Source organism: Tamlana sp. I1 (assembly GCF_015355625.1).
GTDB lineage: Bacteria > Bacteroidota > Bacteroidia > Flavobacteriales > Flavobacteriaceae > Pseudotamlana.
In genome coordinates, this window is sequence record NZ_JACLAF010000020.1 from 25,959 (window position 1) to 41,913 (window position 15,955).

The window sequence follows — 15,955 nt, forward strand, 5'->3', positions numbered from 1 at the left end:
ATCTGTTTATTATGAATAAAAGAGAAGCGCTTATAGTAAAATATGCGGCCGATTTAAAAGAAAAATGTGGAATTGATGCCGACATGGAATTGTTAACTAAAGTAGCTATTGGTTGCGGACCAGCAATTTATAATGCCGATTCCTCAACGGTTTCAAGTTCGGATGAATCGGAAATAGCCCGAGTGAAAACGAATTTCTTAATTAAAAAATTAGGTTTGGTTGATGGTTCGCATTTAGATGAAGGCATTGCCAAAGTTATGGAGCAATATGGCGCTTCAAACAGAAATAAATACAGGGTTGTGGTTTACTATTTGCTAACCAAACATTTTGACATGGCATCTGTTTATTAAATTGTAAGTTCAAAAAAAAAACTGATTAAAAGTTTTAAAGTTTGAATATAGATATTCAGCTTTAAAAACGACTTTTAATCAGTTTTTTTTTTGAAGTTATTTTAATTGAATTGTCGTGGTTCTCGACTCTGCTCGAACACCCTAATGATGAATTTTTAAACTTAATTTCATGTTTTCTATTTCAAACACCCTCTTATTTGAAGTCTTAAACTTAATCCATAATTGATAATAGATGGAATTAATCAAACCAAATAAGCCTCACAAAAATCTTAATCATTTTATTATTATCCTTAAACTTATCTTTCTTTAATATCATTATCTTTGCCACATGATAACACTAGGACAAGTAAATACATTAGAAATACTAAGAGAAACAGATCATGGTATCTATTTAATTGATAATGAAGATAACCAAGTTTTGCTTCCTTCGCGCTACGTTCCACAGAGTTTTAAAATCTGGGATAAGCTAGAAGTTTTTGTGTATTTAGATAACGAAGAGCGCCCAGTAGCGACTACCGACATGCCTTATATTATGCGCGATGGTTATGCTTTGTTACGCTGTAATCAAGTCACCGATTATGGTGCTTTTTTAGATTGGGGACTTGTAAAAGAATTGTTTTGCCCGTTTAAGGAACAGGCTTTTAAAATGAAGCCAGGCGGTTGGTATTTGGTACATTGTTATTTAGATGAAAAAACCGATCGATTAGTAGCGTCTAGTAAAACCAATCGTTTTTTAGATAATACAAATTTAACGGTTCAGCAATTTGATGAAGTCGATTTAATTGTGTCGCATCCATCGGATATTGGGATGAATGTTATTGTAAATAAAATCCATTCTGGTTTAATTTATAAAGATCAGATTTTTAAAGATATCAGTGTAGGCGATAAGTTAAAAGGCATTGTTAAAAAAGTACGTCCAGGAAATAAATTAGATATTTCTTTAGGACAGATTGGTTACCGAAACATAGAGCCAAATGCCGAGCGTATTTTGCACGAACTTCAAGACAATTCTGGATATATGAAATTAACCGATAAATCGAGTCCTGAAGACATCAAAGAACAGCTTCAAATGAGCAAGAAAAACTTTAAAAAAGCCATTGGAGCACTTTATAAAGAACGTCAGATTGAGATTAAATCGGATGGGATTTATTTAGTTTAGACTTATACCATGATTAATCAAGATACCATAGTAGCTTTAGCAACGCCTTCTGGAGCGGGGGCTATTGCCGTAATACGTTTGTCAGGAAAAGACGCTATAAGCTTGGCCGAAAATCAATTTAAATCGGTTTCAGGTAAATTACTAGCCAAACAGCCTACACACACCATTCATTTAGGGCATATTATTGATGGAAATAGAACCATTGATGAAGTTTTAGTATCTGTTTTTAAAAATCCGAATTCGTATACAGGTGAAAATGTGGTTGAAATATCATGCCACGGATCAAGCTATATCCAACAAGAAATAATCCAATTATTTTTGCGACATGGTTGCCGAATGGCCACTGCAGGCGAATTTACTTTGCGTGCTTTTTTAAATGGTAAATTAGATTTAAGTCAGGCAGAGGCTGTAGCCGATTTAATTTCTTCGGATAATGAGGCGAGTCATCAAATTGCCATGCAACAAATGCGAGGTGGTTTTTCTTCGGAAATTGCCAAACTCCGTGAAGAGCTTCTAAATTTCGCTTCTTTAATTGAGCTAGAGTTAGATTTTGCTGAAGAAGATGTTGAGTTTGCCGATAGAAGTCAGTTTAAAGAACTCATTTCAAGAATTACCTTTGTTTTAAAACGTTTAATAGATTCGTTTGCTGTTGGAAACGTGATAAAAAATGGTATTCCTGTGGCTATTGTTGGCGAGCCTAATGTGGGGAAATCTACCTTACTTAATGCGCTTTTAAATGAAGACCGTGCCATTGTAAGTGATATTGCAGGAACCACTAGAGATACCATTGAAGACGAATTGGTCATTGAAGGTATCGGTTTCCGTTTTATAGATACTGCTGGAATTCGAGAAACTAAAGATGTGGTTGAAGGTATCGGAATTAAAAAGACCTTCGAGAAAATAGAGCAATCGCAAGTGGTTTTATATTTATTTGATGCGACCAAGTTTGTAGAAAATGCAGCGCAGTTTCAAGTTGAAATTGAAAAAATAAAAAATAAATATCCTTTAAAGCCACTATTAATAGTTCCTAATAAAATTGATAAGCTATCAGAAGTTGAAGTAGAGCAATTAGAAGCGTTTTTAAGTGGTATAGAAAATTCTAAATACATATTATTATCCGCTAAGGAAAATAGGGGTGTAGAGGATTTAAAAAATCAACTGATTGGTTTTGTAAACACAGGCGCTTTACGAAACAATGAAACTATTGTCACCAATACGCGCCATTACGATTCCCTAATAAAAGCTTTTGAAGAAATCCAAAAAGTGCAAGAAGGCATCGACACCAATTTATCTAGCGATTTAATGGCTATTGATATTCGCCAAGCGCTCTACCATTTTGGGGAGATTACGGGTCAAGTAACTAACGATGAGTTACTTGGTAATATATTTGCTAACTTTTGTATCGGGAAGTAACTCTTAGAACACCTTATTTTTTACATGCTTTTAAAAATTAAACAGATTAGAATTGTTTAATAAGTTATGTTTAAATTATAATGAACATTACGTCCAGATCCACTAACAATTAAAGCCTGTTTTTCGATTAAATCCTGTAAATCACGAGTAGCAGTTGCTTTTGATGTTTTGGTAATCGACATATATTTTTTAGCAGTCATACCTCCTTTAAAACCTTCAATACCACTATCTAACATTTTTGTTATGACCTTTTGTTGACGCTCATTTAATTTAGGATTTATTCGGTCTAAAAATTTAACCTTTTCTAAAGTGAAGCCTATAGTAGTTTTTGTTTGTTTTTGAGCGTTTAATATGATTTGCAAGAAGTAATAGATCCATTCTGAAACATCTAATGATTTTTGAGCCGTTTTAAGTGCGTTATAATATGCCGATTTATCTTTTTCTATTGAAGTAGAAATACTCAAAATTAAAGGTCTTCCTAATGATTCTGAAAGACATTTTTCGGCAATAGCACGACCTATACGTCCATTTCCATCTTCAAATGGATGTATAGACTCAAAATACAGATGCGCAATAGCTGTTTTAATTAAGCTATCTTTTACATTATTTTCATGTATAGTATATGTATCATACCACTGAACAAATTGTTTCATTTCAGAAGGCACTTTATTCGAAGGAGGAGCCTCATAATGAACGATTTCTTTTCCATAGCTACCAGAAACAATAACCATAGGGTCTGATCCTGTTCTGTATGTACCATTTTTTATAAATCGATCATTAGCAAATAAGATGTCATGCCAATTTTTAATAAGGTTTTCACTTAATGGAGTGGCGTAATTTTCACGGACTTCCACCATTAATTCTGCAATACCTTTAGCAGTTACATCTCTAATATTGTCGGATATAGAGTGAATTCCCAAGCGTTTTTTAATTGAAGACATTACATCTTGACGACTATGAAATTCACCTTCAATTTCAGAAGTTTTTATGGCTTCATCGATCATAAATTGCAGTATGGCTTCTTGTTGGCTTTCCTCTGTTAAACCTTCAATTAGTCCTTTTACTTCTCCTGTTTCTAAAGCAAAATTTAAAACAATTTCTTCAATTCCAGAAGTATCGTAAATAAAATTAGGCCAGTTTTTATGTTGCCAATTATACTGCATGAGCTATTAAAATATCTTTATTGGCTCAAATATAAGTAAAATATGAGCCGATTAAGTCATTTAATCGGCTCAAAACTATAATAAGTAATCTTTTTTTGCTGAGAATTTAACCTATAATAAGTGCGAAATCAATAGAAATTTGTTCTTGTTTGTCTTTTAATATTAAATTGAAATTGTGATATAAATTGGGGTTTCAATTTTAAAACGTGCATTAATCAAATATAAAAGTCTGTGATTGAAGGGGTTTAATAAAAAAAAAGCTAAACGTTTCAATCTTTTAATTAATTTTCAGAAGTTCGTTTTGCAGAATTCTTTGAACATCGACATTATCATTTTGCGGAATTAAAAAAGGTTCTAAATCTTCAGAAGTCATCACTTGTTCTTCAATGTCAACAAACCCGTATCCGCAATACATACTATCTTTAATCATGATAAACGCCTTTTCGTTTTCATGTCGACCTTGTTGTTTTAGCACTAAATTTTTTGCACTGTTTTTGGAGTATTCCATGGCTTGCTTCACACGAATATTATAGAGTGCCACCGATTCTGAATTTTTACAAATGCCTTTGCATGATTGAACGGGATGGGTTGAACAATCTGGAGTACCTTCTTGTAAATGACAATATTTCGGACATAAATTAAATTGCTTGCATAGTTTTTCTAAATATTGCTGACAATCTTTAATGCTATGTAGAATTTGGAAAGGGGATGGGGCTGCTTTTAAAGTATTAAAAGCCAAATGCAAAATACCATTACGGTCTTGGTAATTAAAGATGCCGTAAGCCTTTGGTACACGTTTTATGACTTGGTTATATTTTGGAATGTGATTTTTAATGGCAGCATCTTCCATCAGTGAAGCGATGGTTTCGCTTCCCGAAAGTTCAAAATCTACATCGGCAGTTTCTTGAGATAAAATAACTTCTTTTTCAGCTTTGCTGTTAAAATGACTTAGTACACGTTTTTTAATATCTGTGGCTTTACCTACGAAAATAATAGTACCTTTTTTGTCTTTAAAATAATAGACGCCAACGGCATTGGGTAACTGGTTATAGGTTTCTGATTTAAGATTTTTGGGTAATTTTTTTTCTTTTGAATCTTTTTTTAAAAATAACTGAATAACGTTTTGAGCATCTGGTTTTTTTAATAGTTTTTTAAAAAGAATAACTGTTGCTTCTACATCGCCTTTTGCGCGGTGTCTTCCGTTTATAGGTATGTCTAAATCAGTACATATTTTACCTAAACTATAGGACTTATGCCCAGGCAATAGTTTTCGGGATAACTTTACGGTACAAAGCTTTTTTCTGTTGAAGGCGACACCAATGGCTTTAAATTCATTTCTAATAACATTGTAATCGAAACTCACATTATGAGCTATAAAAACAGCATTTTTGGTGATGGTTAAAATGTTTTCGGAAATTTCAGAAAACTTAGGTGCTTTAGAAACCATAACATCATCAATTCCAGTTAAATCCGTTATAAAATCGGGAATTAAGACTTCAGGATTTACAAGAGATGTAAATTCATCTATTAAAATAGCATCTTCATATCTAAAAATAGAGATTTCGGTAATCTTATTACTTGGTCCCGTAGTTTCTACATCAATTACGGTATAAATCATTGTACTAAGCGCTCTAAAGCTTTGAGTTCTACACCAAGCTCAGTAAACATATTTACAATGCTACTTAGTTTAAGCTCTTCTTCATTGTATTCTTGAGTATTAATACTGCAGGTGAATTCCCAGATTTCTAGGACTTCATTTATAGGAATACTGTAATCATTGTATTTTTTGTTATCGGACATTAACAAAAGTGAGTTGTTAAAATCGATGTTATTCATAATTCGTTTATAAACCATCCCGTCATTAAGGGTTACCAAAACGTAAGTGCGACCTGTTTTAATATCATTTCTATCTTCTATAAAACGTCCAATAACAAACGAGCCGTCTTTCATGGGTAACATAGAGTCTCCTTTTATGGGAAAGGCTCGGTGTTTTCCGGAGGGTAAAAACGGTAATTTAATTTTTTGTAATTGTTCAATGTATTCAGGATCATCATAACCCGATAAATAGCCAGCAGAAGCTTTAACAGGAACGATTTCAATTAAGTTTTCGTTGTCGCTATCTACTGTAATAGGAAACAATACACGTTGATTACCAACTTCAATAAACGAAGCATCTGTAGCCTTTGTTAAATCATTACGCAATAAAATGTCTATGGGTAATTTAAAATAATCGGACAATAGAATAAGCATTTCTATGGTAGGTGCAGAGCGACCTTCTTCGTAAGACCCAATACGAGATCGTGTGACCTTGAGCTCGTCTGCAAGGACTTCTTGAGAAATCTTTTTTAGGGTTCTTAAATGTTTTATATTTTTAGCAATCATTTTCATAATGCTACAAATATAAGTAATAAATGCTTTTATTTGTAGTTTTTTTTGTTTTGAGATAAAAATAGTTTGCTTTAAAAGAATAGTTAAATGTTCGCCTTATAGGTATGTGATTTGATAAGTAATCATTTAAGATACTTTTTGTTATTATATTAAGTGGATAGGGGAGTCGTGTTTTAAAACCGACTTTTAAAATAAGACAGTGCTTATAAGTTTGTTTTGTTATAAAATACTATTTTTGATTTTATACTATTTAGATGATTTGTTTCTGAAATTAATTATGTTTCTAAGTCAGTCTTAATGTATCTTTTCGAATTTCTTAAATAAAATTAATAAATGAAACTATTGAAAACAATGCCTTTTACCTTCCGAATTTTTCTACTAAGCACATGTCTTTATGCATGTATTTCATGTAAAGACAAGGCTTCAAACGAAACAAAAGCAGAAGTAGTTCAAACAAATCAAGATGATTCTAGTTCAGCAAAAATAAATCAAACTTCAACAGAAGAATCAGCTTCAAATCAAGACAAAGGCGAGGCACATTTTGTATCGGCACTTAAAGCAGCCGAGGTTAACAATATGCCATTAGCGTTTAAGGAATTTTTAGAATCGGCAAAAGCCGGACATATTTACGGACAGTACAATTTAGGACTTATGTACGAGCAGGGACTAGGAACCACTAAAAATGCAAAAGAAGCCGTTTATTGGTACACAGAATCTGCAGAACAAGGCAATTCGGCAGCACAATTTAATCTTGGAGTATGTTATGAAAATGGTATTGGTACGGCAGTCGATTTTGAAAAGACAAATGCATGGTACCGAAAAGCTTCAATTCAGGGAGACGGATTGGCGGTAGGAAATTTGGGGATGTTGTATATACGCGGTCAGGGAGTTAAAGAAAACAAGGTGGCTGGAATCGCACTTCTTTTAATATCGGCAACTATAGATACTTCACCAGAAAATAGAGCAAGAACAAATATTGCGTCTACAAAAGGGTTAACAACTGCCATGGTTACCGAAGCTCAAACACTTTCGGATGAAATGACCGAAGCTAATAACCTGCTGGAGCCGCTTGATAAATATTTAAGCAGAACAGAATAGTATTTCATACTTTATAAAAGCATTATAATTTTTTTAAACACCCCGTTAGCGTATATGTTAATGGGGTGTTTTTTATTTATGAAGTCGTGATTTTGATATTCATTTGTTTCAATTTTTAATACTACTACTTATAAATTTCAGACCTTCTATATGTATTTGATTAAAATGAATTGATGGGTTTTTAAAAGGTAAATTTTCAACATATACCCGTTGAAAACAATATTACAGGAAGTATTTGTAGGAAATAGTATAATATAATTGTACTTTTATTATGTCTGTAAACTATAAAATATTCAGAATGCGTACAGTTATTACTTTATCTCCTTTTATTCAAAGTGAAGAACAACACATTGCTATAGGCTTTATTTATAATAGATATGTAAAAGCATATATTAAAGCTTTTCCTGGTGTGTCTTGGTCTGAAAATCATAGAACTTACTGTGTTAAAAATAAACAAGATACAGTTCAAATACTAATTAAATATTTACAGAAAAATCATTATTATGTTGATTATAGTTCAATGAAGAAGAAAATTAAATTGCCGAATAAAACAAATAGATTTAGCAGTGTTATACTTTATAAAGAGTTGCCATTAGAACTACGCGATTGTTTAAAGCGATTTGTTGTTTTTTTAAAAGGTAAGCGTTATAGCAGTTCGACAATTTCTACTTACGGAACTTTTGTTTTACGTTTTATGCATTATAGTAAGTCTGTTGCGATATCCGAATGGCGACTAAGTAATATGCAGCGTTTTATTGAAGATGTGATTGCAAAAGAGGGGTATAGCATAAGTAGTCATAGGCAATGTGTAAGTGCATTAAAATTATTAAGTACGTTTTGTAATCTTGAAGATTTTGACGCGAGTAATTTAGAGCGACCTAAAAAAAGCAGGTATTTGCCCACTATACTTTCTAAAGAAGAAGTGATTGATCTAATTCAGGTAACTAAAAATTTAAAGCATCGTGCTATAATTGGTTTGTTGTATTCGAGTGGCTTACGAATAAGTGAATTACTGAATTTAAAGAAAGAAGATTTAGATTTTGACCGAAGTCAAGTTCATATTAAATTAGGAAAAGGCAGAAAAGACAGGACTGTTGTAATGAGCGAAGTTATAAAACCATTGTTATTAAATTATTTAAATACCTATATGCCAAATTTATACTTTATAGAGGGACGCGATGGGGGTATTTATAGCGATACTTCTGTGCGACATTTTATAAAAGCATCAGCTAAAGCCGCAAATATAAGAAAGCGTGTTAGTCCGCATACTTTACGACATAGTTATGCCACGCATATGTTAGAAAATGGTGTTGATTTACGTTACATACAAGATTTATTAGGGCATGCAAAACCAGAAACTACAATGATTTACACGCATGTTGCACAAAAGGATTTGATGAAAATTAGTAGTCCGTTAGATGTAACTATAGATCAATTAAATGAAAAGGGACATAGCAACAAAAAAGTACTGATATCCCGAAATAATTCTTGATTAACGGTTATATTTGTTTTTATATAACAAGTTAGGCACAATAGCGGAACTCACTCAGCCGCTGAGAAAAAAGCCAAATATTACGCGGATTTTGACACTCAAACTCTTTACAAAACTGCTTCTGACTTTTAAGCTAGTTTGCGGAAATTTTCAACAAGTTACATTGTTTATATTTTCAATTGAGAAACATTGCAGAAAGCAAAAAATACCATTAGAAAAAGCAAGGTTGCGGATTTTTATAATATTAAAATTCAGGATTTTAATGAGAAATATTGCGGAGTTTTATTTTTGAGTTTTAAGAAAAAGAAAATAAAGTAATGCGGAAAAACATAACGCAGAAAAGCAACGCTGTGGAATTTTGAAATTTAAGATTTCATTGAAAAAATGATTGATTTAAAACATTATTGAGAACTGAAAAAGATAAAAAATAGGAGGGAAGCGGATAAAAAACTACTGTGCCTAACAACGTGTATAATTCATGGCTAGTTCCAGCTTACTTATGAATATTCCTGCGGAATATTCTATTCGTTTTTATTTACTAAATTTGGTGCTGAATCACGTCACAAATCATACACGAAACCGTTAGGCACAATAGCGGAACTCACTCAGCCGCTGAGAAAAAAGTCAAAAATTACGCGGATTTTGACACTCAAACTCTTTACAAAACTGCTTCTGACTTTTAAGCAAGTTTGCGGAGATTTTTAACAAGTTACATTGTTTATATTTTCAATTGAGAAACATTGCAAAAAGCAAAATATAAAGCAAGATTGCGGATTTTTATAAAGATTTAAAATTTAGGATTTTATAGAGAAATATTGCGGAGTTTTACTTTTATGATTTTAAGAAAAGAAAAATATAATATTGCGCAAAAGCAACGCTTCGGAATTTTGAAATTAAAGATTTCATTGAGAAAATGGTTGATTTACAACATTATTAAGAACTCAAAAAGACAAAAAATAGGAGGGAAGCGGATAAAAAAACTACTGTGCCTAACAACGTGTATAATTCATGGCTAGTTCCAGCTTACTTATGAATATTCCTGCGGAATATTCTATTAGGTTTTTATTTGTTAACTTCCGTGCTAAATCACGCCACTATTCATACACGAGACCGTTGCCAGTAATGCGAGAAACAGCATACATAAAAAGAATAACAGTGAATAAAATTGATTATCCAATTATCGAATCATTAAAAAAACATAAATCAATATTAAACGCATCGGATTTTTTAAAATTACCAGCAAATTCAGTTTTCGGAAATTTAAATTTATCTTATCATGAAATTGTAATAAGAGTTGAATGTATTAACGACTTGATTATAAAACTGTATAATGACTTTTACAATTTAAAAGATTATTTGAAATCAAATTCAATGTTGAATCCGACAACAGTTTATGAGCAAAAAATGCAAACAGAACAAATTTTCTATTGGCTAAGGAAGACTGCTGACGAATTAATATCTTTGACTTGGTTATTAGATTTTATCAAAAAAGAGAATAAAAATCCGAGTAAATTAAAGGTTAGTTCCATTGGCGAATTTTTACATAATGAAAACGCTTTTAATCAAGAATTGAATTCCCATATAAAAACTTTACGAACTATTAACGAAATATCTAATGGATTCAAACATTCTTTCATAAACTCACAAATTCATTCATATCAAGGTTCAGAATATCCAGTAGTTTTTGCATACACGCTGAATTATAACGATTTAAAAAATAAACCAAAATTTCACACCTTGGAGCTAAAAATTGTTTTAAATGACTATGCTATATTTTTAAAAGACATTAAGGAATATATAATATTGAATCATAATATGGAGAAATAAGCACTACTGGCAACAACGTGTATAGCTCATTGCTGTTCAGTTGCTTAAACCGAAGTTAAGGCGTATTTGGAAAGTCGCCAAATTTTTAAATTTGACGATTTCCAATAAAAGATAAATAGTAAAATTTAAAAATCTGGCTTGTGGCTCAACCGAAAGATAATCGCTAATTTGCACGCAACGAGCCATACACAAGACCGTTAGCCACAATTTGACAAAACCAATGAAAATAAAGATTTTAGTAATACTTTTTTCTACCATTTCTGGATTTAGTCAAGAAATTAAATTCGATTTATTTTTGAAAGATTCTTGTTCAAATAAAATTGAAAGAAGTTTTTACTATCATCTTGAAAAAAATGGAACGGAATACAATATTTCAGACTTTGACAGCGGAACAATTATACTTCCGAGCAAAGGAGAATATAGCCTTATCGCAACTGAAATCGGAGAAACACATAAAATTATAATTGACAAACTAATAAATTCAGACACTTTAATTAAACCGAAAATCGAAGAATATATTAATAAGACCAATTTTTCTTACAAAAAAAGTGCAAGTAAAGCAGAACTTAAAAAACTTGGATTAATTCCTAATTATAAATTTATGAATTGCGAAAAAGTTTGTAACGGAATTGAAACTAATTATTATTCAAACGGAACAGTTCGACTGAAAGCGGAATTTAAAAATGGGCTTGTAATAGGAGAGTTAAAAAGATATTATCAAAACGGAAAAATTAAAGAAATCTCTAATTATAATAACGAGGGAATTTTAACTAAAAGAACTCTATTTTATGAAAATGGAAAAGTAAAAAAAGAATAAAAACTGTGGCTAACACCGTGTATAATTAATTGCTTGGTTTCAGCCAATTTACGAAAGTCCTCGCGGACTTTCTATCTGTGATTTATTTGCTAACTTTAGTGATTAAAACACGCAACTAACCATACACAAGCACGTTGTGGTGCATTTAAGAAACTCACTAAATGAAATTGTACTTTATCAAATATTTAATTTTCTTTTTAGTTTTTGCAAGTTGCGAAAAGCAAGTAAAAGGAATTAAAAATTACGGAATTGAAAAAAGGCTAAATGACAATTTAAGTGTTTCACTCAAAATATCTGAATTTAACGATTATGGAACTTTAATTGACCGAATTCATGAAATTAAATGCAATGACAGTTTACCGAAAATAATAATCGATAGTAAAAATTTAATAAGAAATATTTATCCGATTGAACATTGTGAACCCATTTTGTTTTCTCCTAAATCAAAACATTACGTGACTTTTGTGAATGGAAAGTTATATCACGATAGTAATAACAATTATAGAGAAATTGGAATGGATTCTTTAACTTGGATTTTAGCAAATGACTTTACATATTATCGATCAAATAACGCGTCAAACAAACCAGAAAGCTATTTAGTAATTGTGGAATCTAGTAGAAATGAAAATCTTAAACTAATTGAAAAATTTTTAACCAATCTAACTCAAGAATTTGACAAATTAAATTCTAAACTTGAATTGAACATATTATTTTGGGAAGATTTGCCATATTTGCCACCGCCACCTGTAACAGAAAATGGAAGACAAACTGAATAAAATAAAAATAAAAAACGCACCACAACATGGTGTATAATTAATGGCTAGGTTCGAGCTTGCTTACGAATATTCCTGCGGAATATTCTATTCGGTTATTATTTGTTAAATTCCGTGCTAAATAACGCCACTAATCATACACAAAGCCGTTGGGCATAATATAACAAACATTCGAACACAAAATGGAAAATAAAACATTAAGAGAAATAAAAGTATCTGAAATTGCCCCTAACCCATACAATCCACGTTTGATTTTTGAACCAAATGAATTGAATGATTTGAAAAGTTCAATTTCAAAAGTTGGTATTTTAGTTCCACTAACTGTTTATCAGAATTCAAAAGATTTTCCAAAAGAAAAATATATTATTCTTGATGGAGAAAGAAGATGGAGATGTGCAACTGAAATTGGTTTAGAAACGATTCCAGCAAATGTGATTGATGAACCGAAAGATATTACTCAAAATATCTTATTTATGTTTAATATTCACCATTTTAGAAAAGAATGGGCTCTTTTTCCTACTGCATTAAAACTCGAAATAATTATTGACAAATTAGGTACTGATAGTGAAACTGTACTTAATGAATTTACAGGTGTAAGCAGATCTACAATTAGAAGATGTAAAGCCTTACTGTGGTATCCACCAAAGTATAGAGATATATTAATGGAAAAAGGTGGTAGAATATCGACTGATTTTTTCATTGAACTACATCCAATCGCAAATAGATTAAGTTATGAACCTGATTTTAAATATCCAGAAGGAATTAGTTTTTTCGTAGATAAATGTATAGATAAATTTAAGGAACAGAAACATTTTAGCGATGTAAAAGAACTTCGTGAGATTAGAAAGGCTCTCGGTTTCTATGATAAATCAAATAATTTTCAAGAATTCGTCAATAAAATTAGTGAATTTATCAATAATGATATTGGTTTAGAAATTTTCGTAAGTGAAGATCTTGAAGAGGAACGTAATAGAAAAAATATTCTAAAATACATTTCTTACTTAAACACTAATCTAGATCAAATAAATCCTGACCTAATAAGTGATATATATTTTGAAGACCAACTAAAACAATTACAAAAAAGGTTAGACGCAATAATAGAATCTATCGATTAATTTATGGAAAAGATAGAATCAATTATATACAAGTTTCTTGGAGGAAACAAAATTGAACAAAAGTTAATTAGATGTCAAAGTTATCGACCTAATTCTGTACCTAAATTCAAATCTCAAACTAATCTTAATTGGTTAGAAACAGTTAAGTTACTTAACAGTATTGAGATTTTTGATGCACAAAGAATTAGATCTGTAATTCACAAAATTGTTGAGAATAATGCAGAAATATTTAATGCAGATAATCTATTTATAACTTCTTTTGGTAGTGAAGGGAAAAGTGGTGGAAAAATTGCTTATGAAATTAGGCACACCAAATTATTTGGTAATAAAAAATTTGTGAATAGTTGGGAATTAAGCAAATTACCTGAAGAAAGTACTATAATTTTTGTAGAAGATTTAATAGGAACAGGTACTCAATCGACTGAATACATTTTAACTAAATTAAATTTACTTTTAAATCCAAGTCACAAACCTTATTTATTAACAATATGTGCAACTTCAGAAGGAATAGAAAAAGTTTCTAAAGAAACAAATTTCAAGGTTGTTAATGGAATTGAACTAAGAGAAAATGAGTTTCAACATTATACTGAAAATTGTAAAACCTTTTCCAACAAAATAAAAAGAAAGTTAATCGACCTTAATAATAAATTGAAAAAGTCAGGTAGTCTGGATTATGATAGAGGTCTTTTAGTTAGTTTTTTCTATTCACCACCAAATAATAGTATGCCTATTCTATGGAAAGATGGATATCCATATAAAGACAAAAAAGGAAAAGATAAGAAATGGTTTGCCTTGATACCAAGAGAATATTAAAATACTATGCCCAACACCGTATAAAATTAATTGCTGGTTTTAGCCTTTTTACGAAAGTCCTCGCGGACTTTCTATCTGTGATTTATTTGCTAACTTTAGTGCTTAAACCACGCAACTAATCTTATACAAACACGTTAGCAAACATTAACCAAACTCACTCCAGAAAAGCAAAATAATAATCTAATCTTAAATTAATCAAGATTGACAAAATGAATGAAATTAAAGTTGAGAAAAATGAGGAAAACGAACTTCCCATTCCACATATTTGGAGACCGAGTTTTAAAGCAATTGTTAACGCTTTTGTCAATAAAGACTACAGCTTAAGTACAGAAATAAAAAATGTGAATCCCATCTCAAATGAAACTGCTAAACAAATCAAAGATTATATTGAGGATTATGGAGAAGAACTAATTGAACTACCAAACGAAACTTGGAATTCATCTGTTTACATATATTATGGGGAATATTGGAATGTACTTATAGACCTTTTCACAAAAGAAGAAGGATTGAGTGATTTAGTACTGAATGCTGAAATAAGAGAAGATAATACTGAATATTTAATTGACATTCAATTAGTTTATGTTCCCTGAATAAATTGTTTATAAGAGTAAAAACTCACTCAAATCTTAGAAAAAATTGAATTACACTAAAAATGAAAAATAACGATTTGCTAACAAGGTGTATAATTAATGGCTAGGTCGAGCTTGCTTACGAATATTCCTGCGGAATATTCTATTAGGTTTTTATTTGTTAACTTCCACGCTAAATCACGCCACTAATCATACACGAGACCGTTATAGCGCATTTGACACTCACTCAAACGCGGATTAAAAAGCTAAATATTACGCGGATTTTTTCACTCAAACTCTGAATTAAAAACTTCTGACTTTTAAGCAAGTTTGCGGAGTTTTAATCCGTTTGTGAAAATAAATATTGCGGAGAATTATATTGCGGAATTTCACTTTTGAGTTTTATAGAAACGGATAATATTGTTGTGGAAAACAAATCAGAACGTAAAAAACTTACTGTTATGGATTTAAAAACCAAAGAAAAACGGCTGAACTTTACGGAAATAAAAAAAAACGCGCTATAACAACGTGTATAATTTATGGCTAGTTCTAGCTTACTTATGAATATTCCTGCGGAATATTCTATTCAGTTTTTATTTACTAAATTTGGTGCAGAATCACGCCACAAATCATACACGAAACCGTTGTAAAACATTTGATAAAACTACTCGACATATTATTTAGAACGCTATTAGGAAGCGGTACAACTTGGAATCAAGCAGAGAGGAAAGTATTCAAAGATTTAGGAATTAATAAAACTGACTGGATAAACTGGAAACCTCATATTATCATTGAAATTGATTCTGAAAAAAATATTGTGATTCTAAAGTCTGAAAGCGGAAATATATTCCAAATAAAATCGGATAAAAAAACAATTCGGAATTTGATTAAAGGCATTTCCGCAAACCAATTTTTGCCGAAATATGGATCTGACTTTATAAATGAAATAAGAGGTTGGACTTACTCTTACTCTCGAAC

15 protein-coding genes are annotated in these 15,955 nt (G+C 31.1%); 12 read left to right on the forward strand and 3 right to left on the reverse strand.

Going from position 1 to position 15,955, the window contains the following annotated elements:
- The first annotated feature begins 11 nt into the window (after positions 1 to 11).
- The 3 genes from H6X70_RS15920 to mnmE all read left to right on the forward strand — a co-directional run bounded on the left by H6X70_RS15920 (position 12) and on the right by mnmE (position 2,922).
- Positions 12 to 350: a DUF2853 family protein gene (locus H6X70_RS15920; RefSeq protein ID WP_194768691.1), complete on the forward strand. Its 339-nt coding sequence runs from the start codon at positions 12 to 14 to the stop codon at positions 348 to 350.
- Between the two features lie 328 nt (positions 351 to 678).
- Positions 679 to 1,509, forward strand: coding sequence for a S1 RNA-binding domain-containing protein (locus H6X70_RS15925; RefSeq protein ID WP_194768692.1), 831 nt, complete (start codon positions 679 to 681; stop codon positions 1,507 to 1,509).
- A 9-nt stretch (positions 1,510 to 1,518) separates the two neighbouring features.
- Positions 1,519 to 2,922 carry a tRNA uridine-5-carboxymethylaminomethyl(34) synthesis GTPase MnmE gene (gene mnmE / locus H6X70_RS15930; RefSeq protein WP_194768693.1) on the forward strand — a complete coding sequence of 468 codons (1,404 nt, stop codon included), beginning with the start codon at positions 1,519 to 1,521 and terminating at the stop codon, positions 2,920 to 2,922.
- A gap of 56 nt (positions 2,923 to 2,978) precedes the next feature.
- Here the strand turns inward: mnmE and H6X70_RS15935 are convergent, their stop codons facing one another.
- The 3 genes from H6X70_RS15935 to H6X70_RS15945 form a co-directional block, all read right to left on the reverse strand.
- Positions 2,979 to 4,085, reverse strand: a complete 1,107-nt coding sequence (locus H6X70_RS15935; protein ID WP_194768694.1) for a Fic family protein — start codon at positions 4,083 to 4,085, stop codon at positions 2,979 to 2,981.
- 277 nt (positions 4,086 to 4,362) lie between these two features.
- The gene (locus H6X70_RS15940) at positions 4,363 to 5,703 is read right to left on the reverse strand and encodes an exonuclease domain-containing protein (RefSeq protein ID WP_194768695.1); all 1,341 of its coding nucleotides are present in this window, start codon (positions 5,701 to 5,703) and stop codon (positions 4,363 to 4,365) included.
- A complete protein-coding gene (locus tag H6X70_RS15945) occupies positions 5,700 to 6,473 on the reverse strand; it encodes an XRE family transcriptional regulator (RefSeq protein ID WP_194768696.1) in 774 nt (257 codons plus the stop codon). Before H6X70_RS15945 ends, H6X70_RS15940 begins: the two co-directional genes overlap by 4 nt.
- A 333-nt stretch (positions 6,474 to 6,806) precedes the next feature.
- Here H6X70_RS15945 and H6X70_RS15950 point away from each other — a divergent pair, with 333 nt between their 5' ends.
- The 9 genes from H6X70_RS15950 to H6X70_RS15990 form a co-directional block, all read left to right on the forward strand.
- Positions 6,807 to 7,571, forward strand: a complete 765-nt coding sequence (locus tag H6X70_RS15950; RefSeq protein ID WP_228530404.1) for a tetratricopeptide repeat protein — start codon at positions 6,807 to 6,809, stop codon at positions 7,569 to 7,571.
- A 298-nt stretch (positions 7,572 to 7,869) separates the two neighbouring features.
- Positions 7,870 to 9,063, forward strand: a complete 1,194-nt coding sequence (xerA, locus tag H6X70_RS15955; protein ID WP_194768697.1) for a site-specific tyrosine recombinase/integron integrase — start codon at positions 7,870 to 7,872, stop codon at positions 9,061 to 9,063.
- 1,155 nt (positions 9,064 to 10,218) lie between these two features.
- Complete coding sequence (locus tag H6X70_RS15960) at positions 10,219 to 10,890, forward strand: hypothetical protein (RefSeq protein WP_194768698.1); 672 nt, start codon at positions 10,219 to 10,221, stop codon at positions 10,888 to 10,890.
- A 220-nt stretch (positions 10,891 to 11,110) separates the two neighbouring features.
- Positions 11,111 to 11,707, forward strand: a complete 597-nt coding sequence (locus tag H6X70_RS15965; RefSeq protein ID WP_194768707.1) for a toxin-antitoxin system YwqK family antitoxin — start codon at positions 11,111 to 11,113, stop codon at positions 11,705 to 11,707.
- Between the two features lie 161 nt (positions 11,708 to 11,868).
- A complete protein-coding gene (locus H6X70_RS15970; RefSeq protein WP_194768699.1) occupies positions 11,869 to 12,483 on the forward strand; it encodes a hypothetical protein in 615 nt (204 codons plus the stop codon).
- A 179-nt stretch (positions 12,484 to 12,662) separates the two neighbouring features.
- On the forward strand, positions 12,663 to 13,595 hold the full coding sequence (locus tag H6X70_RS15975; RefSeq protein WP_194768700.1) for a ParB/RepB/Spo0J family partition protein: 933 nt from the start codon (positions 12,663 to 12,665) through the stop codon (positions 13,593 to 13,595).
- A 3-nt stretch (positions 13,596 to 13,598) separates the two neighbouring features.
- Positions 13,599 to 14,408, forward strand: coding sequence for a hypothetical protein (locus tag H6X70_RS15980; RefSeq protein WP_194768701.1), 810 nt, complete (start codon positions 13,599 to 13,601; stop codon positions 14,406 to 14,408).
- Between the two features lie 209 nt (positions 14,409 to 14,617).
- Positions 14,618 to 14,998 carry a hypothetical protein gene (locus tag H6X70_RS15985; protein WP_194768702.1) on the forward strand — a complete coding sequence of 127 codons (381 nt, stop codon included), beginning with the start codon at positions 14,618 to 14,620 and terminating at the stop codon, positions 14,996 to 14,998.
- Between the two features lie 634 nt (positions 14,999 to 15,632).
- The coding region (locus tag H6X70_RS15990; RefSeq protein WP_194768703.1) for a hypothetical protein at positions 15,633 to 15,955 on the forward strand (323 nt) is incomplete at its 3' end.

Bases quoted from the DNA above. Each gene is read 5' to 3' on its own strand.
- H6X70_RS15935 (WP_194768694.1), bottom strand. From the start codon at position 4,085: ATGCAGTATAATTGGCAACATAAAAACTGGCCTAATTTTATTTACGAT.
- H6X70_RS15965 (WP_194768707.1), top strand. From the start codon at position 11,111: ATGAAAATAAAGATTTTAGTAATACTTTTTTCTACCATTTCTGGATTT.
- H6X70_RS15985 (WP_194768702.1), top strand. From the start codon at position 14,618: ATGAATGAAATTAAAGTTGAGAAAAATGAGGAAAACGAACTTCCCATT.
- mnmE (WP_194768693.1), top strand. From the start codon at position 1,519: ATGATTAATCAAGATACCATAGTAGCTTTAGCAACGCCTTCTGGAGCG.
- H6X70_RS15940 (WP_194768695.1), bottom strand. From the start codon at position 5,703: ATGATTTATACCGTAATTGATGTAGAAACTACGGGACCAAGTAATAAG.
- H6X70_RS15920 (WP_194768691.1), top strand. From the start codon at position 12: ATGAATAAAAGAGAAGCGCTTATAGTAAAATATGCGGCCGATTTAAAA.
- xerA (WP_194768697.1), top strand. From the start codon at position 7,870: ATGCGTACAGTTATTACTTTATCTCCTTTTATTCAAAGTGAAGAACAA.
- H6X70_RS15980 (WP_194768701.1), top strand. From the start codon at position 13,599: ATGGAAAAGATAGAATCAATTATATACAAGTTTCTTGGAGGAAACAAA.
- H6X70_RS15970 (WP_194768699.1), top strand. From the start codon at position 11,869: ATGAAATTGTACTTTATCAAATATTTAATTTTCTTTTTAGTTTTTGCA.
- H6X70_RS15925 (WP_194768692.1), top strand. From the start codon at position 679: ATGATAACACTAGGACAAGTAAATACATTAGAAATACTAAGAGAAACA.
- H6X70_RS15945 (WP_194768696.1), bottom strand. From the start codon at position 6,473: ATGAAAATGATTGCTAAAAATATAAAACATTTAAGAACCCTAAAAAAG.
- H6X70_RS15975 (WP_194768700.1), top strand. From the start codon at position 12,663: ATGGAAAATAAAACATTAAGAGAAATAAAAGTATCTGAAATTGCCCCT.
- H6X70_RS15950 (WP_228530404.1), top strand. From the start codon at position 6,807: ATGAAACTATTGAAAACAATGCCTTTTACCTTCCGAATTTTTCTACTA.